Source organism: Blautia sp. HCN-1074 (assembly GCF_037890165.1).
Classification (GTDB): Bacteria; Bacillota; Clostridia; order Lachnospirales; family Lachnospiraceae; genus Blautia_A.
In genome coordinates, this window is the sequence record NZ_JBBKBP010000002.1 from 221,525 (window position 1) to 246,475 (window position 24,951).

Consider the following 24,951-nt stretch of genomic DNA (forward strand, 5'->3'; position numbering starts at 1 on the left):
AGAGAAAGATTCGATGAACTGAATCCAGGTAAGCAGATGATCCGGCAGCTGATCAGTAAACATATCAGCATGGTAAGCAGATTAAAAAAGAATATGGCTTACTATGAAGGACAGCATGAGATCCTAAATGATTCAGGACGAGAAAATAAGCTGGTCTGTAATCACGCCAGGGACATCTCAGATACGGCCAGTAGTTATTTCATTGGCAATCCGATATCTTATAAATCAGAAAATGATATTACAGATCTGACAGACGCCCTGGAACTGGCCGGAGCAGATGAAGTAGATGGAGATAATGGCTTGGAACTTTCCATTTACGGTCTTGCCTATGAATATATTTATGTAAAAGAAAATGAAAACTATCTATGCATGAAAAATATTTCAGCAGAAAATACATTTATGGTAAAAGATGACAGCATCGAGGAAAATGAACTCTTTGCTGTCTATTATTATATCCGGAAGGATGATTCTGGAGTTTCAACAGACCATTATATGGCAACGGTAGTGACCCCAAACTATAAATATGAACTGGATATTGAAAATAACAGTACATATCAGGCAACAACAGAACCAGCAATACCACATTATCTGGGAGAAATCCCTATTATTGAATACCTTAATAATAAATTAGCTATTGGCGATTTTGAACTTCAGATTCCACTGATTGATGCCTACAACGTTCTGATGAGCGACCGAGTTACAGATAAAGAACAGTTTATAGATGCGATTTTAGCTATTTATGGAACGCTGCTTGCAGATGAGGAAGTTGAAGATGGGAATGGGGAAAAGAAAGATGGATTAACCGCAGCAATGAAACAGCTGAAAAAGAGAAAAGTCCTGGAAGTACCAGATGGAGCGAAAGCAGAGTATCTGACCAGAACGTTTGATGAATCTGGTGTGGAGATCCTGAAAAAAGCGATAGAACAGGATATTCATAAGTTTTCCCATATTCCCTGTATGACAGATGAAAGCTTCGGCGGAAATGTCTCAGGCGTAGCCATGGAGTTTAAACTGTTGGGCATGGAAAATATCACAAAGATTAAAACGAGATACTACAGAAAAGGTTTAAGAAAACGTATCCGGATATTCTGCAATTTCCTTTCACTGTATGGAAAGAGCGTGGATCCAACAGGAATCACAATGACATTTACCAGAGCCCTGCCAAAGAATCTTCTTGAAATCTCACAGATTGTGTCAAATCTCTAGGGAAAAGTAAGCAGGAAGACACTACTATCACAGGTGCCATTTGTGGACAATGTAGATGATGAACTGAAAGCCCTGGATGAGGAAACAGAAGAGAATCTGAAACGGCAGCAGGAGATGTTTGGAATGCAGGGAAACACCCCTCCAGATCAGACTGAAAAAGAGGAAGAAGAGAAAACATCTGATAAGAAAAAGGATAATGTAGATGAAGAATGATTCCTATTGGAAAAACAGAGCTGCCTGGGATATGTACCATCGAATGGAAGATGCGGAAGAAACAGCGGATCTGATAGTAAAGGTGTATAGAAATGTTTCCATGCTGCTAACCAATAAGGCGAAAGACATTTTTGAAAAATATATGACTAAGTATGGACTGTCAGAAACACAAGCGTGGAATCTTCTGAACACTTTACAGGACCAGACATCTTTAGAAGAATTAATGAATGCTTTGAAAAATAAGGATTCAGATAAAACAAAGCAGCAGCTTCTTCAGGAACTGGAAGCCCCGGCATACAGAGCCAGAATGGAACGACTGAAGGACCTTTTACAGCAGGTAGATACAATTATGCAGGAAACATACCAGCAGGAACAGCTATTTGATACCAGCTTCTTTCGAAATCTCTGCGAAGATGTTTATTATCGCTCTATCTACAATGTCCAGAAGCAGACAGGACTTAGATTCAGCTTTTCTAATATCAGTAAAAAACAGGTGGAACAAGTACTTTATATGAATTGGTCGGGAAGACATTATTCCCAGCGTATCTGGAAGAACACACAGGACCTTTCCAAAACATTAAAGCAGGAATTACTTGTAAGCTTATTGACTGGCAGAACAGACCGCGAAACTTCGGAAGTGATCATGAACCGTTGTGGAGCAGGAGCCATGCAGGCCAGGCGACTGGTACGAACAGAGAGCTGTTTTTTATCCGGAGAGCTGACAGCAAGATCTTATGAGGAATGCGGAATAGAAAAATACCGTTACCTTGCAACCCTTGACCTCAGGACAAGCGAGATTTGTCGGAGTCTGGATGGAAAGATATTTTTCTTAAAAGACCGCAAGGTTGGGAAAAACTATCCGCCCATGCATCCGTGGTGCCGTTCTACAACCGTTAGCGTCATAAATGAAGATATCCTAAAGAATATGAAACGAAGCGCCTATAACCCGAAAACAGGGCACATAGAGACAGTTCCAGCAACTATGACATATGAAAAGTGGTATGAAAAATATGTGAAAGGTGATGCAAAGGCGGAGGCAGAAGAAAAATCCGTCAAGAATAAACATTCTGACAGAGAACAATACGATAGATATAAAGAGCTTCTTGGAAAGGACGTGCCGAAAAGCTTTGCGGATTTCCAGGAAATGAAGTATAATGAACCTGAGAAATGGAGATTTATGAAGCTTGATTATCAGAGAAGAAATGATTTGCTACAGCATCCGGAATTGAAACTGCCAAATGCAGAGAAAGCAATGGCTACAGATGCAAAATTTGAAAAGTATTTGTTTGGAGGCACGCATCCGGAAGGACTGGCAAAGGGAAAGGCTTTTTCTGATAGACTTGGATATGATGCTGAGAATTGGAACAAGTTAAAACAGGTGATTATAGAAAAAGCTCCAAAGTATCCAGTCACCAGCAAAGGAGTAAACGGGTACGGAAAGCATATGTATGAACAGAAAATCATATTAAATGGTCTGAAGGAAAAGCCGGCAAATGTTATTGTCGGGTAGTCTGCTGATGAAAATAGCGTAATGATGGCAAGTGCCTATATTAAAGAGGTGAAGTAGATGGAAGTAAAAGAATTCGATACAGTAATTCTGAAAGATGGAAGAAAAGGAAGCATTATGGAAGTGTTTCCCAATGGATCCCTGATCATAGACGTAGGCAGCTCACCAGAAGATTGGGAAACATTGTACGATAAAACAATAGATGATATAGAAAAAGTTATAGGATAACCACCAGTCAGAAACGACAGGTGGTTTTTGTGACTATTAAAAAACTCTTGACTTTTTGAGTACACGATATTATATTTATTGTGTACTCAAAAAGTGAGGTGAGAATATGAGTCCAAGGACTGGCAGACCTAAAAGTATTAATCCGAAATCAGAACAGATTAAGATTCGAGCAACTAAGCAGGATAAAGCATTGCTAGAAGAATGTTGCATATTAACTGGAAAAACGCAATATGAAGTTGTTATGGAAGGTATCAAAAAGGTTTATGCCGAAAACACAAAGAAATAAGAAGTTGCCCCGCTACCAACGAAAACAACTTCTTATACACTGAGGAATAACCTCTGAAAATATTATAACATTTAGAGGGTATTCCTTGCAATCATAATTTTGAAAGTGAGGAATAAACACAAAATGAATAGTTTAAAAATAACAGAATATCATGGCATCAGAGTATTAACTTCTGCACAAGTGGCACAAATGTATGAAACAGATACAAAAACAATATCTTATAATTTTTCGTATAATAAGAAAAAATATACAGAGGGGAAGCATTACATCAAGCTTGAAGGAAACGAATTAAAGCAGTTTAAAGCCAGTCGGGAAATTCCAGATTGCCATAAATTCAGTGCTCATTTATATTTATGGACAGAAAAAGGAGCACTTCTTCTTGCAAAATCCATTAATACTGATAAAGCCTGGAAATCATATGAGTATCTGGTAGATTTCTATTTCAGAACGAAAGAGAATGAGCCGGAAATTTCAGAAAAGAAAGAAGTTATTCCAACTCAGACCAAAACAGAATCAGTCAAAAAGAAAATATCCATACCAGATATGGAAGAACCGATATTCGTGTTTAAGAATTTGCTGGCTTTGGCAGAAGAACAGGGAATTGTATTAAAACTCAAGAGAATTGAAGGATATGGGAGTGTACTTAAGGGTAATCGTATTGCAATTTGTGAGAATCAGATGTTTGAAAAAGTTGTATATGAAGCAGCATATGAACTTGCACATTATTTTATTCATCACAATCAAGGCAATATGATAACCAGCCCATTAGAAAAAGATTATAACGAACAGGCAGAGCGTGCCGCATTTATGATGATCCGAATGCTGGATATTAAGGCAAAACAGAAATATTGATTATTAGAAGAGCTTGGAAACAGGCTCTTTTTAATATGTAAATTTGCGCCGGCGCAACTGAGAGGAGGTGAAGGAAGTGAAAGTAAAATGCATTAAACGTTACAGTGATGTTCGATTGAACAAAATTATTGAAGCAGGAACTGTTCTGGAAGTAGAAAAAGCCAGGGCAGAGCACCTGATTCATGAAGGCGTTGCAGAGATCACAAAAGAATCTGAAAAGCTCACAGACAAAGGAAAGGAATAGGTGATCCGAATATCTCCCTCTGGGACGCGGGGTGAAGCGTCTTATTTTTGTGTCTTTTTCCGCCAGACGTTAAAGAAGCGAGTCACTCCAAAAACTGAATGGCCCGGGCGTGAAAACGAATAGGCTGGGCAGAAAGGACAGAACATGAGAAACAGATTAGTAAAAGCAATGTGCAGAGTACCCATGAACCTGCAGTTATTTGCAGAAGGAGATGGCGCTGGAACCGCAGATGGCGGAAATGGCGGTGGCTCTGAAGGAGATGACAATTCAGGTGCTAATGGGGAAGACACCCCTCCATCTTTTGATGATTTTCTGAAAACAGGTGATAATCAGGCGGAATTTGACCGCAGACTGCAGAAAGCTATCAACACTGCCGTTACCAATGAGCAGAAAAAATGGCAGGCAATGACAGATGATAAACTTTCTGAAGCAGAAAAGCTTGCAAAGATGACTGAGGAAGAAAAAACAAAATACTTGCAGCAGAAAAGAGAAAAAAATCTGACAGACAGAGAGGCGGCTGTTACCAGAAAAGAACTGATGGCTGAGGCTAAAAATACATTAGCTAGTGATAATCTTCCGGTAGAACTTGCAGAAGTCCTGGATTATACGGATGCAGATTCCTGTATGAAATCTATGGAAAAAGTCAAAAACGCTTTTCAGAAAGCTGTAGAGGCAGCAGTGGAAGAAAAGTTAAAAGGTGGAAAGCCGCAAAAGAAAGCCCCGGAAACAGATACACAGAAAGCTCTTGAGCAGCAGGTCTACAATGCTATGATGGGCAAATATTAAAGGAGAGTGAACACATATGGCAATTAATACATTAGCAACAGCAACATTATTCCAGACTACTCTTGATAAGATTGCGGTACAGGAAGCAACCACCGGCTGGATGGATGCCAATGCCGGACAGGTACTCTATAACGGTGGATCAGAGGTTAAAATCCCGAAAATGAATGTACAGGGAATGGGAGATTATGATCGAGATAACGGATATCAGAGAGGATCTGTTACTCTGGAATACGAAACCAGAAAAATGACTCAGGACCGCGGACGCCTGTTCCAGCTTGACCCTATGGACATTAACGAAGCTAATTTTATCCCGACAGCTTCAGCAGTTATGGGAGAATTTCAGAGAACACAGGTTATTCCGGAAATTGATGCATATCGTATTTCTAAGATCGCAACAGAAACAATTACAGCAAATAAAGCAGGAATGATCGGATATTCTTATGTCCCGGGAACAACGGGAACCTCTGCCCTGCGTAAAGTGAAAGAAGGCATCAAGGCGATTAGAGAAAACTATAACGGTCCGCTTGTATGCCAGGCAACACCAGATTTTATCATGGAGTTGGAATTAGAGCTTGCAGGAAAGATTACAGCAGTAACCTTTTCTAAAGGCGGCATTCAGACACAGGTACCGTCTGTAGACGGTGTACCGCTGGTTTCTACACCATCTAACCGTATGTATACTACAATTAAAATTAATGATGGAAAGACTGGTGGACAGGAGAAAGGTGGATATGAGAAAGGTGCTACAGCCAAGAATTTGAATTTCTTTATCTGCCCGACAACAACACCGATTGCAGTAACAAAGCAGGATATCATGCGTATTTTCAGCCCGGAAATCAATCAGAAACTGAACGCATGGCAGATGGATTACCGTCGTTTCCATGATATCTGGGTTCTGGATAATAAGCTGGATTCTATTTATCTGAGCATTCAGGAGGCAGAGTGATGAGACTGATCAGAAAAAATGTTGAGCGGGAGGCAGATGGAGCAGTAGCTGAAAAATTGTTGAATGATGGATTCGAACCGGTAGAAAGCCTGCCAAAGGAAACAATACCGGAACCGCTCGAAGAGAAAAATATCGAAGAAATGACAGTGGAAGAATTAAAAATGTTAGCAAAGAAAAGAGGACTTACTGGAATTTCTTCTTTGTCCAAACAGGACCTTATCGATATTCTGAAAGGGTGATTATATGGCAGAAGCCAGAGATATTGAAAGAGTAAAACTCCTGACAGGCGAGACGAATGAAAACCTGATCGAAGCTTATCTGGAAGAAGCTGCCGACTTTGTAAAAAGCTACACAAATCGGAGTGTGATTATTACACCGTTAGAAAAAGCAGTGCGGGATCTTGCTGTTATTGCCCTGAATCGGATGGGAACAGAAGGGGAAACTTCCAGAAGCGAGGGAGGGGAAAACTATTCATTTGAAACAGCTCCCAAACAGGTTTACGACATTATGAACCGGTACCGGCTTGCAAGAACAGGAGGGATAACCTTTGAGAATGCGAAGAAACAGGATTGAAACATATTACCACAGAAAGAGGATCATAAAAAAAGATTCTGAAGGCAGTACCAGCGAAGAGTATGGTGCTGCCTCTTCTATTTCCGGAGAGTCATGGCCTGCATCCGGAAAAGTCCAGGCACAGCAATATGGTCAGCGCCTGAACTACATACGGAATGTCAGGATTAATGGGAAATATGTCAGTCATCCAGATGATAAAGGCAATGTTCATTTTATCCTGGAAGATGGAACAGATATCCAGGAGCTTGACGGAATTCACTTATATACGGTCAAAGATCAGAAACCAGACTATAAGATCATTGCTATTAAACCGTATCGTTTCCTGACACTGGAGGTGGAACGAATATGAGTGTAAGTGGTATTGAAGAATTAGAGCATAAATTAAAAACGATGTCAGATCCAAATCTCAAACAGGCGGTATCTACTGGAATCCAGATAGTAAGATCGGCAGCAGTCATGAACTGCCATGTGGATATGGGCGAACTGAGGCAAAGTATTTATGCAGAGGTTTCGGAGCAGGATAGGAAAGTCATTGGAACCTGTTGGACGGACAAGGAATATGCACCATACGTAGAATTTGGAACCGGTCCCAAAGGACAGGAAAACCATGCAGGGATTTCTCCAGAAGTTACTCCTGCATATACACAGGCACCCTGGTGGATCCATGAGAGCCAGGTGGATGAAAGAGTCGCGGAGAAATATCACTGGTTTCACATTGATACTCCTAAAGGAAGATTTTATCAATGCACTGGACAACCGGCATATCCGTTTATGTATCCGGCATTAAAAGATAATGAGGATATCATCTTGAAAGAAATAAGAGCAAATATGGAGAGAAAATGAAAAATATAAAAGATAAGGTGTATGAAGCACTTCTGACGGTTTCAAAACATGTATCAGATTCTTACCCCGGTACATGGGCGGAAGATGCGACCATTCAGTATGTGGAAGAACAGAACAATGTATATGAAGCGTCCAGCTCAGAAAATGGTTTACAGGAAGACAAAGCTTTTGTCAGGTACCGGATTGATATCTGGGACAGAAAGAGCACGTCAACAACAACACTTGCCGTGGATGAGGCAATGAAGAAGACTGGATTAAAACGAACTGAATGTGCAGATATCCTGGACCCGTCGGGGATGAAGCATAAGCAGATGCGTTATGAGGGCATCATTGCGATGGATTCAGAAGAAGTTTATTGGACATAAAAAAGGAGGAATGAAAGATGTTAGCAAACGGAACAACCCTGGGATACAGGGAACATACGGATTCAACAAGTGCAGCTTATACAGATCTTCCGGGATTGAAGGAGATTCCGGAACTTGGTGTGGATATCGACAAGGAAGAAAATACTTGTCTTACAGACCCACATAAGATGTATGAGATCGGGATTGGTGATCTCCCAGATATCGTATACAAATTCAAATATGATAATACAAAAGCAGAAAGTCCTTACCGCGTGATGAGAAAAGCAGCGGATGACAAAAAAGTACTGGATTTCCAGGAAAAAACGAAAGATGGTACAGTCACTGAGTTTACCGCACAGGTAGCTGTAAAACGTACAGGCGGAGCTGTTAATGGTGTGATTGAATTTGAATTAAGCATGGCAGTTCAGTCTGACTTTAAATATACGGACCCAGCGTAAGGAGGAGATAAGAGATGTTAGATTATGAAAATGCAGGACAGGTTCTTGGAGGGCTTGATGACGCAGAGAAAACTGAGGCGGTAAAACCAGAAGAATCAAAAAAGAAAAGACAGCCATTTGCTTACTGGAAGGTCGGAGAAAGAGAATTTCGTCTGAAATTAAAGGCGGGCACGATTGAGAAACTGGAAAATAAATACCGTCAGAACCTCATGAATATGATTGATGATATTCCGCCGCTTTCTGTAATGCTTACCATTATCCAGGCGGCAATGGAACCATGGGAACATGGAGTAGATTATAATGATGTAAAGAAACTGTATGATACCTGGATTGAGGAGGGAAACAGCCAGATTGAACTTTATCAGAAAGTCATCATTCCAATCATGGTGGTATCGGGTTTTTTGCCAGAGAAGATGGCAACAGCACTCTTGGAGGCAGTAGAAAACGCCTGATGTCAGATCAGCTTTCTGAGCTATATTTCTATGCTTTAGATTTAGGCATTCCGGCAGAAAAATACTGGGAATTGTCTATAAACGAGATTATAGATAGTATGGACAGTTTACAACGTCAGAGAAAACGAAAAGAAAAGCAGACGATAATGGATAATTTTATCCTGGCAGAGATACTCACTGCGAACTTTTCCACACTGATATCCGGAAAAGGAGATATAAAGCGTCCATGGGAGTATTATCCGGAATTGTTTAAAGAAGAGCAGGAAACTTACCAAAAAGCAGAAGAAGACAGAAAATGGGAAGAGTACAAAGAAAACAGGAGAGCCTATATGGCAGAGTGGAACCGCCGCCGTCATCAGTGAATACGGCGGCTTTAAAGAAAGGAGGTGGAGAACATAGGAGAAGATCTTGCAAAGTTGAAAGTTACGATAGAAGCAGATAGCAGTCCTTTGAAAAGAGAACTGGATAAAAGCCGGCAGGAAGTTAAAAAGAGCACAGAGGCTATCAGGCAGGAAACAGATAAGATAAAGAATCCCTTTCAGAGAATCAAAGATATGGTTAAAGGTTATCAGGTGAAAGCAGGGATCAAAACAGAAACTGCAGATTATAAAGCAGTAAAAGACAATATTGAGAAAACGCAGGCGGTACTTGATAAATATTATGAAAAAAGAGACAAAATGGAAAGCCTTGGTGTTGATCAGGAAAGTCGTTCCTGGAAGTCTCTGGAATACGATATAAAGAATGCTGAGGCAGCAGTAAAAAGATATGAACAATCTAAAGCAAACATGGAGAAAAATGGCACAGATGTTGCAAGACCGGTTTCCATTCCAAAACAAGCACTGAATTTCGGAAAAGGAATCTTATCTGGAACCGGAAAAGTCCTTGGCAGTCTTGGCTCGGGAGCTATCAGTGCTGTGCAAAAAGGCTGGGGAGGACTTACAAATGCGGTAAATCTTTTTAAGAAATCCGTATCAGCAGTTGGGCCTGTAATCAGAAGAACTTCCGGTTTATTTGGTGCATTGATTCAAAAGTTTTCAACTGGTATTCCAGTTATTGGAAAACTGGCAGGAAAAATTAAGGGAATCGGGAAAAGCGCACAAAGCTCCTCAGGAGGTTTAACAGGCGGACTTAAGACAATTCTCAAATATACATTAGGAATTAGGAGTCTGTTTACCTTAACAAATAAGCTACGAAGCGCTTTGGTTGATGGATTTAATAATCTTGCTAAATACGATACCAATACAAATGCAAGCTTATCTATGCTGATGTCATCACTGACTCAACTGAAAAATTCCTTTGCAACCGCTTTTACACCAATTCTTGAAGTTGTAGCACCTATTCTGAATAATCTGATTCAGATGATCATACGTGTGGTTAATTCATTCGGTCAGCTCATGGGGGCATTGACTGGAAAAAGCACGATGGTTACAGCAAAAAAGGTAAATCAGGATTATGCAAAAAGCCTGGATAAAAACACTAAGAGTGCCAATAAGGCATCTAAAGCAGCGGATAAATACAAACGTACGATATTAGGGTTTGACCAGATCAATAAGCTAGATGATAAGACAACAAATGAAAAAGGTTCCTCACTAGGCGGCGTGGATGACATGTTTGAAACGACAGCCATCCAAAGAAAGTATAAAGATCTGGCAAAACTTATCAAGGATTCCTGGAAAAATGCAGATTTTACAGAACTCGGTGCGATTGTAGGAAGGAAACTTAACACCGCATTACAGAGTATTCCATGGAACGATATCCAGAATACTGTAAATAAGGTTGCAAAAAGCATTGCAACGTTCCTTAATGGATTTATTGAGGCAACTGACTGGGGGCTGGTAGGCAACACCCTTGCACAGGGGCTAAATACAGCTTTTGGATTTGCTAATACATTTGCTGAGAACTTTCATTGGGGAAGCTTGGGAACTGCAATTGGAAATGGCATCAATGGCGCCTTGAATGGCATTGACTGGGAGCTGATTTATTCCACTGCCAGAAATTGGGGAAGTGGAATCGCAGAGACATTAAATAATGCAATCAGCACAACAGACTGGACACTGGTGGGAACGACTCTTGCAAATGGAATAAATGCAATATTCCTTTATGCAAAATCTTTTGCTGAAACATTTGACTGGAATGGTCTTGGAGTAGCTGCTGGAAATGGAATCAATGGTGCATTGTCATCCTTGGACTGGAATCTGATACGCACTACAGTGTCAGAGATTACAACAGGGATTGTAAATACATTGAATTCTTTTATATCTACAACAGACTGGGGATTAGTCGGAAAAAGTTTTGCACAAGGAATTAATACAATTATTGATTTTGCTTACGCAGCGGTAACAACCTTTAACTGGAAACAGTTTGGGATGGCAGTTGCTGATTTTCTTAATCAGTCTATAGAAACTATAGACTGGGCAAAAGCCGGACAGACTATTTCGAATGCAGCAAAGGGAATCTTGGATTTCTTTATTCAAGGTGTTGAAAATACAGATTGGAAACGTCTTGGTGAAAAAGTTGCAGAATTCCTGATTAATATTGATTGGAATGGTGTTGTAAGTCGACTGTTTGAAGCGATAGGAGCAGCATTCGGGGGATTGGCCGCATTTATTGGAGGTCTTTTCGGAGATGCGGTAAATAGTGCCAAGCAGTATATCATCGATCATTTTACAGAGGCTGGAAAATTCACATGGGAAGGCTTTTTAAATGGTATCAAAGATGTAGTAGTTGGAATTGGCTCTTGGATCAAAGAACATGTTTTTCAACCGTTTATCGATGGATTTAAAAATGCATTCGGAATCCATTCACCATCTACTGTTATGGCAGAAATGGGACAGTACCTGATGCAGGGACTGCAGGAAGGCATCAAAGGTCTGGTTGGCGGTGTTGTTGATATATTTGAAGGAATCAGAGATACCATAGGAGATGTCTGGGATACGATAACAAAAGCTGCCTCTACTGCATGGAATGGAATTTCAACGACAGTTAGTGGAGCCTGGGACGGATTAAAGACAACAGCTACCGAGAAGTTTGATTCGATCAAAGATACTGTATCAGGAACCTGGGAGGATATAAAGACAGGAGCTTCAACTATTTGGGAAAAAATCACCAAAACAGTAGGAGGAGTCTGGGATGATCTTACGGGGAAATCCAAAAGAGATTTTCCATCGATTTCGGGAGACGCCAAGGGTGCTTTTGAAGAAGTCAATAAAACTTCAGAGAAAGAATGGAAAGCTTCAGCAAAATCAGTTACTACGGCGTTGAAGGATATGAAGGGAGATACATGGGATACAATGAAAACTGTGTATTTGTATATCAAACGCTATTGGGGTTATGTGTCAAAAGAAACAAATAAAACATGGATCAAGGCAGCCGAGAAAGTGGCTGATGAGATTAAAAACATGGTTACCAGCACTGAACAGGGAACAAACAGAATTGCACAGGAGTTTTCCGGACTGGGAACCAAGATACAGAATAGCATTGGAAACCTTTACAATATTGGTTATAATGCGGCAATGTCATTTGCAAATGGATTCCGTTCCGTACATATTCCGGTACCAAGTCTCTATATATCCTCGTGGAATACTCACAGGCTTTATAATGGTGGATGGTTTCAGACTCCGAATTTTAGCGTAAACTGGTATGCTAATGGTGGCTTTCCGAATATAGGAGAATTGTTCATGGCTCGTGAGAATGGTCCGGAGCTGGTTGGACGTATGGGAAACAAAAGCGCGGTAGCCAATAATGGACAGATTGTAGATGGTATCAGGGCTGGCGTATTTGAAGGTATGGTAAACGCATTAGAGAGCTTTAGCAATAATGGAAATGGACAGAAGATGGAAGTGCATGTCCATTTAGAGGGAGATTCTAAGAAACTTTTCAAGATGGTACGACAGGAAGGACAACAGTATCAAAGATCAACAGGGAAACCCGTATTTAGTTAGGAGGCGAGGCATTGGCAAAATTTGATTCAGGGCCAGGAGATGACTTGATTATTAACGGAGTGACAATGCCCACTCCGAAATTAAATGGGCTTACAATATCAAAAGAAAAGGTATGGTCCAAGAATACGGGACGTGCCGCTAATGCGGAAATGATAGGAGATGTTCTTGCGATAAAATATACCTTGAAATGTACCTGGCCACCATTGACCAGAGAGCAGGTTGCAGTTATTGATACTGCTATAACACCTGCTTTTTTTAATGTTACATTTACAGATCCAGGAAGCAATACGCGTGTAACAAAGAAATTTTATGCTGGTACACCAATTTATCCGGTCTACACCTATGTGAAAGGCGTTAAGACCTACCAGGGGACTGGCGTTGACTTGATTCAGAAATAGGAGGAAAAGAAACATGGCAGCAGAACTGACAATTAATAAGAGCTTAACAGCAAATGGAACGATTAAGGTAGAAGACAAGATTGCAATGAGTCTCTTTGCGGAGATTTCCACAAACGGCGGGAACGACAGGATTACCCAGTCCATTCAGGATAAGGATGCTTTCAATAAGAACAAAAAAGAGATTCGCGCGCAGGTAGCAGCATTCCAGGAGACCGTATGGGAAATGCAGGACTCTATTTCAGAGGAACAGACAGACAATACAACAGAGGAGGAACCGACAGATGAAACTCAGAAATAGTCAGATCCTTTCATTCCTGAATACTTATGCGGAAATGAAAATAAAGAAACTTCCTGTAAAACTGGGATATGCAGTAAAAAAGAACGTATCTGCAGTTAGACCAGCATCCGAAGCCTATTCTGCAGAAAGAGAGGATATACTGAGCCGATATGCACAGAAAGATGAAAACGGGCAGTATTTGGTAAATGATGACTGCTATGTAATCCCGGATCAGGAAGGATACGCCGGAGATATCGAAGAACTTCTGAAGATCGAAACAGAAGTGGAGATCCAGAAAGTTACGGTTGATATCCTGGAAAAATGTGATGATCCCAGATATGATGCACTGACTATAGAAGAGCTGACAGCTCTGGAATTCATGACAGAGTAAAGGAGGTGCCTGTATGTATCAGTCAACAGAAGCCTTTGGAAACCTGATACAGCAGGATTCCCGAACATTCAAGAGTCTGATCACATATGACGATATCAGTATTACAGATGCAAAAAGCATCAAGTTTACGGGCGGTTCTGAAGGAGAAGATGATTTTTCCCTGGGATCTGTCATATCGCAGTATGTAACCGTAACAATCCCGGATTGCGCCGGCGCAATTGAAAACCATGAATTCCTTCTACAGATTGGTATGGACGTGGATGGGCTGACAGAATACATTCCGATTGGATATTTTACGGCAGGAAAGCCAAAAAAGACAGAAGACCAGATTGAATTTACGGCTTACGACCGTATGATGAAGCTGGAAATGCTTTTTTCCTCCAGCCTTCCGGATAATACGGATACAGTATCAATACTGAAACGTATTACAGAAATCACACGTGTATCAGTAGCAACAGATGGTCTGGACGCAATAGCAATGGCAAATCCTAAGGGATACTCCTGCCGTGAGGTTCTTTCCTATGTGGCACAGATGTATGGCGGATTTGCCATCTGTAACCGGCAGGGACAGATAGAGATACATACTTATATAGACAGCGATTACAAAGCTGGAACAGGGCGTTACTGGGACAATTTCGAACACAATGAATATCTGTTTAGAATAGAGAAACTGACCTGCTATACAGGAAAGGACGAAGAGGGAAACAGCAGTTCCATATCAGCTGGAAGCGGAGAAAGAACAGTAAGCTTTTCCAATCCGTTCATGACAGAAGAGGCATTAAACAATATCTTTTCTGCCCTTAGCAAGTTTTCTTATATGCCGGGTAATCTGAAACTTCTGGGAGATCCGCGTCTGGATCCCTGGGATATCATAACAGTAGAGGATCTGAACGGAGATTCCTATAAAGTTCCGGTCATGAAAATGGAGTGGGAATATGACGGCGGTCTGACCCATACGATTGAGGCAGTTGGTTTATCTGAAGAAGAGACCAATACAGATTATAAAGGACCGCAGACAAAAGAAATGGACCGCTACTATGCCCAGCTGGTAATGATAGACCATGCAATGATCAATAAGCTGGATGTAGATACAGCCAAGATCACCTATGCTACAATCACTAATCTGAACGCAACAAATGCAAATATCGAGAAATTAAACGCGGATATAGGAAACTTCAGGGACCTGACGGCTACTCAGTTTAAAGCGGCCAATGCAAAGATAGACATTCTGGATGGTAATTATGCCAATATCAAGACGCTTCTTTCCGGAAGCGCAGGGGTAGGGGATTTACAGAATATCCATCTGACTTCCCAGAATGCAGTGATTGATTCAGCACTGATTCGGAATGCAGTCATGCAGACAGTTACCATTTCAGATCTTTTAGCCGGAACCATTTCCACAGATAAATTCACGATTGTTTCAGATGACGGCGGGATAAAGATACAGGGAGCCACCCAACAGTGGAGAGACGCAAATGGAATAGTAAGACTGCAGGCGGGCAGGGATGCATCTGGAAGCTTTACTTTTGCATTGTTTGACGAAACGGGAAAAGGAACCTTGATTGACGCATCCGGCGTCCAGAAAGGTGCGATTGCAGATGAAGTAATTGTAGACAGCATGATTTCAGACAATGCCAATATTGCAGCATCCAAATTAGACATTAACAGCCTGTTCAAGGAAATCAATAACAGTGCACAGGTAATCAAGAGTAGCCGCATCTGGTTTGATGATTCCGGACAGAGCCTGAACCAGGCATACTCCCAGATGAGTAAGAACATTACTTTCGTACAGGAAACAGCCAGCAGTGCAACAAGTACAGCAAAAGCGGCCAGCGATACAGCAGATGCGGCGGCAGATGCAGCCAGAAAAGCGCTGGATACATTGTCTGGTATCAGCACCCTGGATGCAGTCGGAGCATTACTGGACAATGATGCACATGTAGTCCATACCAATCCGGATGGAACAGGGGGAGATTACACCAACTGCCATACAACGATGCGGATATATCTGGGAGATACAGATGTATCGGATCATATTGATGCTATTAATGTAACCGCATCTGAGGGAATCGCTGGCACCTGGAATGCCAGAACGCGTACTTACCAGGTAACGGACATGACAACTGATGATGGTTACGTAGATATCGAAGCTCAATATGGTCTGGAATCCAAAGCCCTCATGCTAAGCGGAAAAGTTCTTACGATCAATGGAAAACTCCTGTTAATAAAGAACAATGGAGTATGGATCCGAAAACGTTTTTCCGTCAGTAAATCAAAGGATGGCAAGATAGGGATCTCTTATAATATCCAGACCAGTTCTCTTGTTATGAGAAAACAGAAAGACGGAAAAACACTTTTACCATCCAGTGTGACATTTTCAGCATATAAAAATGACAATGGATTAATAAGCAGTTATGCAGGAATCTTTCAGATAGAAGAGTCCAGAGATTCCGGAAAAACCTACAATATCGTTTATGGTTCTTCCGGAGCAGAGATTCTGAAAATATACACACCGACAGGACCGGATATAAACATAATCCGCTGCACTCTATATGATGAAACAGGAGTTCAGACCCTTGATGTTCAGACTGTAACCATTATCGCAGATGCAGAAGGACTTTGCGAGGATATCAAAAAAGCCCAGGATACTGCAGATGAAGCTAAGGAAGCAATATCGACCACAAACAATAAAGTAGCTGATATCCAGACCGGTATAGATGGTATCAGGGCGAATCTTTCAGAAGTAACCACTGATCTCCATGGTCTGACAAACAATACCCTTGTTTATAATGCCCGGTACCATGATAATGGTGATGGAACCACTACACTGACCGCAGTGGTGTACAAAGGCGGCAGGGAAGTGACGAGGGAATATCCATCTTCCTGGTACAGTTGGACCAGAAAAACAGAGAACGGAGAAACATTCCTGGGATACGGATATACGATAACCGTTAATAATGAAGACTATATGTTCGGCGGAGTGGTAGTCGGACGATTTACAACCTATAAACAACAGATCTTAACAGTGAGCAGAGGAGCACTTATATTAAACGGAAAAGCCATCTGCTTTAGCATAGATGCGTAAGGCAGTCAGATGACTGCCGGAAAGGAGCCAATATGTCATTACCAGAAGAAAGCGTAGCAGTAAACACCCTCCCGGAAGTAACCACCATTCCAACCGGGAAAAAACTCATATTCACCGATCCTGACACCAACGAAGGCGGAATCATCACCCTGGAAAACCTCGCAAAACAGATATTACAAAATCTGACCACCCAAACCTTCGGCCTGGACCAGGGAAATCTGACACTTTTACAGGCGATTAACCAATTAAATAGTAAGGCTGGAACGGTTTATTGCAAGGGAATTAGAAATTTTGGGCAAAAATATGAAACAATAATGATACGCGCTGGGTCGATTAACGAAGCTTGTTTTTTTACAATATTAGCCGGAGCTTCAACTAAACAGTATTCTGCAATTATTTATGGTGTTACTAAAAACAACCAAGTAATGGTAAAAGAGATAATGAATAATGGTAATGTATCAGTCATAGGAAATCTGACAGATAATAGCATAACTATCGATATTGGGAATTGGGGAAGAGGTCTTATCTTATCCTATACTCCATTTGAAATAGAAATAAAATAATCGTAGTCTTCCCATTTAATATAGGTGTGAACAAATTGTAAATGCATCTCTTATATGGCAGAATTACCATGCAGGAGGTGCATTATTTTGACAAATATAGAACAGATCCAGAATAGAATCCTGGAAAAAATGCAGGAGATTTTATCAAACGAAGAGATTCAGAAACTGGAAAACGTTATGGCAATTGAATTTCATGGAATAGAGGTACAGCAGGAGTGTACTCAGCTGGTTACTTCCGAGAGCCACTGGGAAAAGATTCTTCGAACCTTTATTGCAAGCAAACGTATAGAAAACTGCAGTATAGGAACACTGGAACGCTATAAAGACTGTGTGACCAGATTAGTAACAACCCTGAATAAAAGACTACAGGATATTACGACAAATGACATTCGCTATTATCTGGCAATGTATCAGGAACAGCGGAAAATCTCAATGAGCTATATGGATACAATCAGAAGATACCTAAGCAGCTTCTTCGCATGGATTTCGGATGAAGGCTACATATCCAGAAATCCTATGCGGAGATTAAAGAAGATAAAAGTACCAAGAATGATTAAAAAGCCCTTTACACAGGCTGAAATGGAGCATCTGCGATGCAATGCGGAATCCCAAAGAGACATTGCAATCATGGCATTCCTTTACAGTACAGCAGCCAGAATAGGGGAAGCAGTAAGATTAGACAGAAAGGACATAGACTGGGGAAACAAAGAAGTAATTATATACGGAGAAAAAGGCAAAAAGGAGAGAAGAGTGTATCTGACCGACGATTGCGCATATCATCTTCAAAAATACCTTGCAACCAGGGAAGATAATAATCCGGCCCTGTTCGTAAGCAATAAACAGCCACATACCAGGCTTGGAAAACAGGCGATTCAATCCATGCTTCGGACTTTAGGAAACAAAACAGAGATTCATGCTCATCCACATAAATTCCGGAGAACTTTACTTACGGATGCAGGCAATAGAGGAATACCATTACAGGAAATTCAAATGTACGCCGGCCACCAAAAGCCAGATACAACTATGATGTACGTAACGGTCAGCGAAGAGAACGTAAAAGCATCATTTAGACGATATATTTCATAATCAAAGATGATTTCATATGGAATTTTTGAGACTGCCAGAAATGGTGGTCTATTTTGCGTGGTAAGAATTACATCCAGAAGATATGGAAAATGGAAAAATTCGGAGAAGGGCATTACTAGAGTAAATGGGAAGAGGCTCTTGAGTTTTAGCTTATATTAATTAAAAAACATAAAAATGTTTGAGTATTAGTTATAGTAAGACCAAGAATTATCTATCGTTAATCGACCGTATTATTTACGAAGTCTTTCCATTTTTCCCAATTAGCCATTTTCCAGACTGGCTTCGCTCGTTCCGGAAATAATACGATTTTGCATGAATTTGAATTACGGTAAAAAATAATTCCAGATCCATATTTATATGTCGCATCAATAGGAAGATCATTCCCTGTATAGTTAGCACCAGAGAGGTGGAACAGAATGTACGTGCTAGATGAAGCTTTGCTTATCAAAGCCTGTATATCGGTCACGTTTTCTTTCAAGGCAAGCTTTGAGGTGTTACTATTTAAGCTTTAGAAATGTATGTGAAAACTTGTCGAATTAACCAATCGTTTTTTAATTCGTTAACACCATAAACACTTGCTTTCTTTTTTAAAGGATGTATTTGAAAAAGCATTGGGGTACCTACCTGAGTAACATAATTTATTATCAAATTATGCGTTGGTAAATAATCATCTGGAATATCGCATATATCAACAAAATCGGTTGTAGATGGATGGAATGCTTTTATACTAATGTTTATAAACACAGATACTAACCTACCAAATTTATAAAACGTAATTTCTTTGACAGTACTTTCTTCAATCCGTTGACTTTGTATTAGACTTGCAGAGTATTTTGAATATTTTGCATTACTATTTTATTTGTACCCAGTTCTCAATTTGACTACTACCATACACTATACGCACAAAAAGATTACTCGTATTAGCTTTAAGTTGTATACGAATCCAAACCACATCAAATGATATGTATGCGGCATTTTCTATTATTCCATACAAAATTCTAAGTCCTTCATTTGTTGTTGTATATTTTGAGTCGAAAGCTGCGATATTTTTGGTCATTGAGATGTAAAGCTTCGAGGTGTTACTATTTTATATTTAAAAGCTCACCCCATGCACCTTCGATTTTACATCGGATTTTTAAACCGAGTGTATTATATTTTATAACTAACTGCGATCCATAATTATCAGATAAATAGGTATATCCGATAATAAAAGATACTCCTCCTCCGAATATGGAGGTTCCAGCGTTATCATTGAAAAGAATACCGTAAGCGATTGCACTTTTCGTATCTTGAAATTGCTTATCAAATAATTTTGTCGGATTATTTATTAAATCTAATGTTTGATCAGAGCACATTAAAAATTTTATAGGCATAAATGTCTTACTATTTAAGATAGAGCGATATAATATATTTTTCCCATTGAAATTCTCATATAATATGCTGTTGAACTATGATTGATGGACAAGCCTATTCCATTTACTGACTTTTCAATAATATAGATTATAAAAACACAACTACCACTTGTATGAGGATTACCAGCAATATTAGAGGTTGTACGAAAATAATGAATTTTTCCTTCTGAAAGCGTTTTAATATAATCGGATACACTAGTTGATATGGTCGGAGTATCAATTAACGCCTTACTATTTGAACAAACAAGAACCCATGCTAAAGGACATCCCATCAAGGATGTCTTTTATTATGGATTTTTAGAAAAGGAGGAAGGCGGTGTGATATTTGAAAAGGAAATCAACATATATGCCAAGGATGCCATCCTGAAACGTTTTCAGGCAAACGAAACAAGTATTTCTATTACTCAGGGAAAGATTTCAGCTCTGATCAGCGAGAGTGAACTGGTTGAATTACAGAACAGTAAAGAAACCATGTACAGCAAGTTAGCAAGTGTTCAGATGGATGTATCTGGTCTGACAGAAAGCTTCTCGGATCTGACAACAAAGTATGATACAGTAACTGGTCAGTACAGCGCTCTTGATGCAAAAGTAGCGGAATACAAGAGAGGAGTAGATGGTTTATCTGCGAACATTACTGCAGTAAATACAAGACTGTCAGAAAATTATAGTACGACAGAGGCGATGAATGCAGCAATAAAAGCCAGCGTAGACGGCTTATCAACTACAGTATCAAAGACATATGCAACAACTGAAAATTTGACAGCTGCGCAGGAAAGTCTAAGGCAGCAGGCACAAGAATATGCTTCAGATGCAGAGACTGCAGCCACGAAAGCAGGACAGGATGCTGCGAAGGCAGCTCAGGAAGAGGCTTTAAAACTTGCCCAGGAATCTACGGATGAGAAGTTAAAGAAATACAGCACCACAATAGAAATGAATTCGGCAATAAAACAATCAGCTGACAGTATTTCTCTGGCGGTTTCTGAAAGCTACGTAAAAAATGATACATTAAAGAGCTACGCAACCACGGAAGCGATGAATGCTGCTATTGAGGTATCTGCCAATAAAATAACCTCTCGTGTGGAATCTTTAGGAGAAACTATAGACCAGAAAAACGGCAATTTCTATGGACTAGATGTTCCAACAACCAGTAATGCCCCGGCATCTTCCTGGACATCAGAAGAGTTGAAACAGCAGCATAATGGAGACATCTACATCCAAACTACTACTGGAAATACCTACAGGTATTTTTACGGTGATACAGGCCTTATCATAAAGTTTTCAGAAAATTGTAGGACAGAGAGTACAACTTATGACTATGTGAAAATTTTTTATAATGATAATGGAACGATGAAGTGTGCTGCAAAGCTGGGTGGAACCAGTATTGCAGGAGCGACTGTTTATGTACCAACTCAGGAATTCTATGTATACTGGCATACAGATGGCAGTCAGGATTCTTTCTATGGATTCAAGATTGATTCTGTTACTCAGGGAGCTGGAACAAAGACCGGATCAGCAGATGGACTTCCTGGATATACAGCAACAATTTTGAGCGCTGAAACATATCCGGAGAGCAGTCATGGCAATTATGGAAATAACGTCAATCAGCTCTGGAAATGTACAGGCCCTGCTGTAGGTACGAATACATCTTTCTGGCAGAGAATAGAAACGGTCACCAAATCAGAAGTAAGTTCCCTGATAGAGCAATCAGCAGACAGCATTCGCCTGCAGGCCAAGAAAATAATGTGGCAGAGTGATTATTCCTCTATGACTGAAGCTGGAGAATTAACCTGTACAGGAGCTTCTATTCAAGGTGATTTAACAACAAAGCAACCGTGGAATAACTCTTATAAAATTACTGAACTGAAAGAAGGAGTTATTAAAGGATATAAAGGCGATACGCAAACCGGTCTGCTGGATATGTCAGCATACTACTCAGACAATTTGAGACATGTTGCGCTAAATGGTTTTGACTATCTTCATTTGCAGGCAGGTACAGATATTCTGGTAGAGCAAACAGTTACTTTTGAAAAAGAGATAAAAGTTACAAATGGTTGTAAGCTGCGTGTGAATTTTATAGATTCCATAGTATCTGGAAACGGAATCCAGATACCAGCAGATTTAAATATAGGAGAACCGGGAGTTGCAAGAGAACTATATGTAACTGGAACGATAGAGGCAACTGGGACGATAACAAGCCCTTGGGCAACCAAAAACTATGCTTTTAATACTTCTGCGAATTTGTATATAACATCTGATGGAGTTATTAAACGTGCAATGAGTGGTTCATCTAAGAGGTATAAAAATCACATAGCAGATTTAGAGGAAACAGATGTGAAGGGACTATACGGTTTACCTGCTGTACTGTTCAAATATAAAGAAGAACTTCTTAGTGATGAAAGCGAAGACTATAATAGAGTAGTACCAGGCTTTTATGCAGAAGCAATGGATAAATATTACCCAGATGCATGCCGATATAATGAATTAGGTCAGCCAGAAGACTGGGATCCAAAGAAACTCCTTCCTGCAGTTGTAAAATTAGTACAGTTGCAGAAAGAAGATATTGATACAGTTAAAAAATATTGCCCAGAACACGGCCACGGAATCTTAAATGAAGATGGCAAATGCATTATCCTACTTAATGCAATAGAAAACCAATATTACATAACTCTCACAAAATATGGAGAAGGAGATCTCTATATTTCAAAAAAGGATACCAGCAGTTTCATTATAACAGGAACCCCAGATCTGGAATTTGACTGGCAGGTAACTGCAGCATAGGAGAACATATGAAGAAAATCAGAGCAGAACCGAAAGGTTCTTTTTATTTTACCCAAATTGCGCCGGCGCAATTGCCAGAAAGGAAAAAGAGATGGAAACAATCATTTCAGCCTGCATCAGTGCAGCGGTTACATTAATTGTATGTGTGATCAGCAATAATGCACAGCAGGAAAAGACACGAACTCTTATGGAGTACAAGCTGGAAGAACTGACTAAAAGAGTAAATGAACACAATAACCTTATCAAAAGAACTTATGCTCTGGAAGAAAAAATGAGTGTGCATGAGGAACAGATTAAGGTTGCGAATCATAGAATAGAAGACCTAGAAAGAAAAGGAGAATGATTATGGAACAGATTATCAACTATGTAAAACCGGAACTCATCGTAGTAGCAATTGCCCTGTATTTCGTGGGAATGGCATTAAAACAGGCACAGGCAGTAAAGGATAAGTACATCCCTCTCATCCTTGGTGGAATCAGCATTGCAATTTGTGCGATCTATGTGTTTGCCACCTGCACCTGCGGTACCGGACAGGATATTGCAATGGCAATCTTTACAGCAATCACACAGGGAATCCTGATTGCTGGTCTTTCTACATATGTGAACCAGATTGTAAAACAGGCAAATAAAGACGAATGATTCAGGGGATGAGGAATCATCCCCTTTGGAGGAAATGCTTATGGATAAGCAAAATATAACTGTGTTGAGAAAAATACTGTACGCAGTGGAATCCGGAGATCAAGTATATGGTAAGCAGGATTATTCCTGCTTTGCCGGGGTCGGAGCGAACTGTAGCAATGAAAAAGCTATTACGATCGGTGCGGGGCAGTGGTACGCAGGAGAAGCAAAAGAACTGTTATACCGGATTCAGAGAGCAAACCCGAAGCTATTCAAAGACATGGATAATGCAGGTATGGAAAAAGACCTGCTGATGAAGAGCTGGGATACATACGCCGTAACAGCGGAATCTGCGAAAGGACAGTGCATTGTAAGTATCATCAGCACTGACCTCGGGAAGAAATGCCAGGACGAGTATATGGAAGACCAGATACGAACATACACCCCGACTATCGAAAAAGCCTACGGAACCATGCCAGACACCGCAATGATGGAATGCATCAATATTCTACATCAGGGTGGTTTTGATGCACTGAAGAGGATCTTGTCTAAAACTCCGGAACCATATACCGCAGATAAGATTTACACAACACTGCGTCAGGATCCTGCAGACCCGACACCGAACCAGGTTGGTGACTATGAAGGCAGACAGAAAGCGGTAATCAGCATGATTCGGAAGTATGCTGTGACTGCGGAAAGAAAGGAAGATACGACAATGACAAAAACAGAAAAAGCAATCAAACAGATGGAATCATGGGCGGCAGACAATTCTCATGGATATGATCAGATATACAGATGGGGAGAAAAAGGAGATTACGACTGTAGTTCAGCAGTGATCAGCGCATGGCAGGCAGCAGGCGCCCCAGTCAAGACAAAAGGAGCAACTTACACAGGCAACATGAAAGCGGTATTCCTTTCCTGCGGCTTCGCTGACGTGACCAGTAAGGTTAACCGATCGACTGGCTCAGGACTCCAGAGGGGAGATGTGCTGCTGAATGAGACGCATCATGTTGCAATGTACTGCGGAAATGGAAAAGAAGTAGAAGCATCTATAAACGAAAAAGGTACTGCGACAGGCGGACAGCCGGGAGATCAAACCGGAAAGGAATTCCTGGTAAGAAGTTATCGAAACTATCCGTGGGATTGCGTTCTGCGGTACCAGGAAAGCAACTCTGGAAGTACAACAACAACCACCGAAAAAGTGGCATATGCAGCCAGAATAAGCAAAGACACCCAAACGTTCGTGGACGCCGGCAAGACAAAATCAACCCTGTGGCCGAAGATAAAAAAGAACACCTTGGTGGATGTGATCAAAGGAGCAACTATCAAAGACTCTGCCGGAAAGAAATTCTACCTTGTTCGACTCGGACACCCGTCTGAGGGATTCGTACGAGAATACGTGCTGGCAGGAAGTTTTAAGAAGATAAAATAATCTTCTAACTGAGTTTATTCTGAAAACTACCA

Annotated in this window: 27 protein-coding genes and 1 pseudogene; 27 read left to right on the top strand and 1 reads right to left on the bottom strand. The window is 40.5% G+C overall.

Translation table 11 applies throughout. The annotated features are described in order from the left end of the window. Positions 1-36 precede the first annotated feature (36 nt). The 23 genes and pseudogenes from WKT11_RS03175 to WKT11_RS03285 all read left to right on the top strand — a co-directional run bounded on the left by WKT11_RS03175 (position 37) and on the right by WKT11_RS03285 (position 18,679). Positions 37-1,419: pseudogene (locus WKT11_RS03175) on the top strand (phage portal protein). After that, a complete protein-coding gene (locus WKT11_RS03180; protein ID WP_340282499.1) occupies positions 1,409-2,929 on the top strand; it encodes a minor capsid protein in 1,521 nt (506 codons plus the stop codon). Before WKT11_RS03175 ends, WKT11_RS03180 begins: the two are co-directional and overlap by 11 nt. A 57-nt stretch (positions 2,930-2,986) precedes the next feature. Beyond that, the gene (locus WKT11_RS03185) at positions 2,987-3,154 is read left to right on the top strand and encodes a hypothetical protein (RefSeq protein ID WP_181991582.1); all 168 of its coding nucleotides are present in this window, start codon (positions 2,987-2,989) and stop codon (positions 3,152-3,154) included. Positions 3,155-3,260: 106 nt separating this feature from the next. Next, entirely contained in the window at positions 3,261-3,440 is a 180-nt protein-coding gene (locus WKT11_RS03190; RefSeq protein WP_119245226.1) for a hypothetical protein, read from the top strand. A gap of 123 nt (positions 3,441-3,563) precedes the next feature. After that, complete coding sequence (locus tag WKT11_RS03195; RefSeq protein WP_118516459.1) at positions 3,564-4,292, top strand: ORF6N domain-containing protein; 729 nt, start codon at positions 3,564-3,566, stop codon at positions 4,290-4,292. A gap of 76 nt (positions 4,293-4,368) precedes the next feature. After that, the gene (locus WKT11_RS03200; protein ID WP_181991581.1) at positions 4,369-4,536 is read left to right on the top strand and encodes a hypothetical protein; all 168 of its coding nucleotides are present in this window, start codon (positions 4,369-4,371) and stop codon (positions 4,534-4,536) included. 144 nt (positions 4,537-4,680) lie between these two features. Then, positions 4,681-5,322, top strand: a complete 642-nt coding sequence (locus tag WKT11_RS03205) for a DUF4355 domain-containing protein (RefSeq protein ID WP_243102430.1) — start codon at positions 4,681-4,683, stop codon at positions 5,320-5,322. A gap of 16 nt (positions 5,323-5,338) precedes the next feature. Further along, on the top strand, positions 5,339-6,268 hold the full coding sequence (locus WKT11_RS03210; protein ID WP_119242422.1) for a hypothetical protein: 930 nt from the start codon (positions 5,339-5,341) through the stop codon (positions 6,266-6,268). Next, positions 6,268-6,507 (top strand): Rho termination factor N-terminal domain-containing protein, encoded by a 240-nt coding sequence (locus WKT11_RS03215; protein WP_119242421.1) that lies wholly within the window; start codon positions 6,268-6,270, stop codon positions 6,505-6,507. Before WKT11_RS03210 ends, WKT11_RS03215 begins: the two co-directional genes overlap by 1 nt. Positions 6,508-6,511: 4 nt before the next feature. Then, entirely contained in the window at positions 6,512-6,841 is a 330-nt protein-coding gene (locus WKT11_RS03220) for a phage head-tail connector protein (protein WP_340282513.1), read from the top strand. Continuing rightward, positions 6,822-7,190 carry a hypothetical protein gene (locus tag WKT11_RS03225; protein ID WP_243101688.1) on the top strand — a complete coding sequence of 123 codons (369 nt, stop codon included), beginning with the start codon at positions 6,822-6,824 and terminating at the stop codon, positions 7,188-7,190. Before WKT11_RS03220 ends, WKT11_RS03225 begins: the two co-directional genes overlap by 20 nt. Further along, a complete protein-coding gene (locus WKT11_RS03230) occupies positions 7,187-7,684 on the top strand; it encodes an HK97-gp10 family putative phage morphogenesis protein (RefSeq protein ID WP_119242419.1) in 498 nt (165 codons plus the stop codon). Before WKT11_RS03225 ends, WKT11_RS03230 begins: the two co-directional genes overlap by 4 nt. Next, the gene (locus WKT11_RS03235) at positions 7,681-8,049 is read left to right on the top strand and encodes a hypothetical protein (protein ID WP_340282516.1); all 369 of its coding nucleotides are present in this window, start codon (positions 7,681-7,683) and stop codon (positions 8,047-8,049) included. Before WKT11_RS03230 ends, WKT11_RS03235 begins: the two co-directional genes overlap by 4 nt. A gap of 17 nt (positions 8,050-8,066) precedes the next feature. Further along, complete coding sequence (locus tag WKT11_RS03240) at positions 8,067-8,486, top strand: phage tail protein (RefSeq protein WP_118516466.1); 420 nt, start codon at positions 8,067-8,069, stop codon at positions 8,484-8,486. A gap of 14 nt (positions 8,487-8,500) precedes the next feature. Beyond that, entirely contained in the window at positions 8,501-8,938 is a 438-nt protein-coding gene (locus WKT11_RS03245; protein WP_119242418.1) for a DUF6096 family protein, read from the top strand. After that, on the top strand, positions 8,938-9,300 hold the full coding sequence (locus tag WKT11_RS03250; RefSeq protein ID WP_119242417.1) for a hypothetical protein: 363 nt from the start codon (positions 8,938-8,940) through the stop codon (positions 9,298-9,300). The genes WKT11_RS03245 and WKT11_RS03250 overlap by 1 nt, the downstream gene beginning before the upstream one ends. 54 nt (positions 9,301-9,354) lie before the next feature. Further along, the gene (locus tag WKT11_RS03255; RefSeq protein WP_340282522.1) at positions 9,355-12,879 is read left to right on the top strand and encodes a hypothetical protein; all 3,525 of its coding nucleotides are present in this window, start codon (positions 9,355-9,357) and stop codon (positions 12,877-12,879) included. A gap of 11 nt (positions 12,880-12,890) precedes the next feature. Further along, the gene (locus tag WKT11_RS03260) at positions 12,891-13,277 is read left to right on the top strand and encodes a hypothetical protein (protein WP_118516470.1); all 387 of its coding nucleotides are present in this window, start codon (positions 12,891-12,893) and stop codon (positions 13,275-13,277) included. A 13-nt stretch (positions 13,278-13,290) separates the two neighbouring features. Then, entirely contained in the window at positions 13,291-13,575 is a 285-nt protein-coding gene (locus WKT11_RS03265) for a hypothetical protein (protein WP_118516471.1), read from the top strand. After that, entirely contained in the window at positions 13,559-13,945 is a 387-nt protein-coding gene (locus WKT11_RS03270) for a hypothetical protein (protein ID WP_118516472.1), read from the top strand. The genes WKT11_RS03265 and WKT11_RS03270 overlap by 17 nt, the downstream gene beginning before the upstream one ends. Before the next feature lie 13 nt (positions 13,946-13,958). Then, positions 13,959-17,030 (top strand): hypothetical protein, encoded by a 3,072-nt coding sequence (locus WKT11_RS03275; protein ID WP_119242415.1) that lies wholly within the window; start codon positions 13,959-13,961, stop codon positions 17,028-17,030. Between the two features lie 32 nt (positions 17,031-17,062). After that, positions 17,063-17,593 carry a hypothetical protein gene (locus tag WKT11_RS03280; protein WP_340282527.1) on the top strand — a complete coding sequence of 177 codons (531 nt, stop codon included), beginning with the start codon at positions 17,063-17,065 and terminating at the stop codon, positions 17,591-17,593. An 87-nt stretch (positions 17,594-17,680) separates the two neighbouring features. Beyond that, a complete protein-coding gene (locus WKT11_RS03285) occupies positions 17,681-18,679 on the top strand; it encodes a tyrosine-type recombinase/integrase (RefSeq protein WP_181977650.1) in 999 nt (332 codons plus the stop codon). Positions 18,680-19,761: 1,082 nt separating this feature from the next. On the opposite strand, the gene WKT11_RS03290 is transcribed toward WKT11_RS03285, so the two are convergent. Beyond that, positions 19,762-20,052: a hypothetical protein gene (locus WKT11_RS03290; protein WP_340282531.1), complete on the bottom strand. Its 291-nt coding sequence runs from the start codon at positions 20,050-20,052 to the stop codon at positions 19,762-19,764. Positions 20,053-20,409: 357 nt separating this feature from the next. Between WKT11_RS03290 and WKT11_RS03295 the strand changes: the two genes are divergently transcribed. From WKT11_RS03295 to WKT11_RS03310, 4 genes are all read left to right on the top strand, one after another. Beyond that, complete coding sequence (locus tag WKT11_RS03295) at positions 20,410-22,869, top strand: tail fiber domain-containing protein (RefSeq protein ID WP_117674586.1); 2,460 nt, start codon at positions 20,410-20,412, stop codon at positions 22,867-22,869. Positions 22,870-22,960: 91 nt separating this feature from the next. Further along, positions 22,961-23,212, top strand: coding sequence for a hypothetical protein (locus WKT11_RS03300; protein ID WP_117674585.1), 252 nt, complete (start codon positions 22,961-22,963; stop codon positions 23,210-23,212). Between the two features lie 2 nt (positions 23,213-23,214). Next, complete coding sequence (locus WKT11_RS03305) at positions 23,215-23,508, top strand: phage holin family protein (protein ID WP_117674584.1); 294 nt, start codon at positions 23,215-23,217, stop codon at positions 23,506-23,508. A 40-nt stretch (positions 23,509-23,548) separates the two neighbouring features. After that, complete coding sequence (locus WKT11_RS03310) at positions 23,549-24,919, top strand: NlpC/P60 family protein (RefSeq protein WP_243009555.1); 1,371 nt, start codon at positions 23,549-23,551, stop codon at positions 24,917-24,919. The last annotated feature ends 32 nt before the right edge of the window (positions 24,920-24,951 follow it).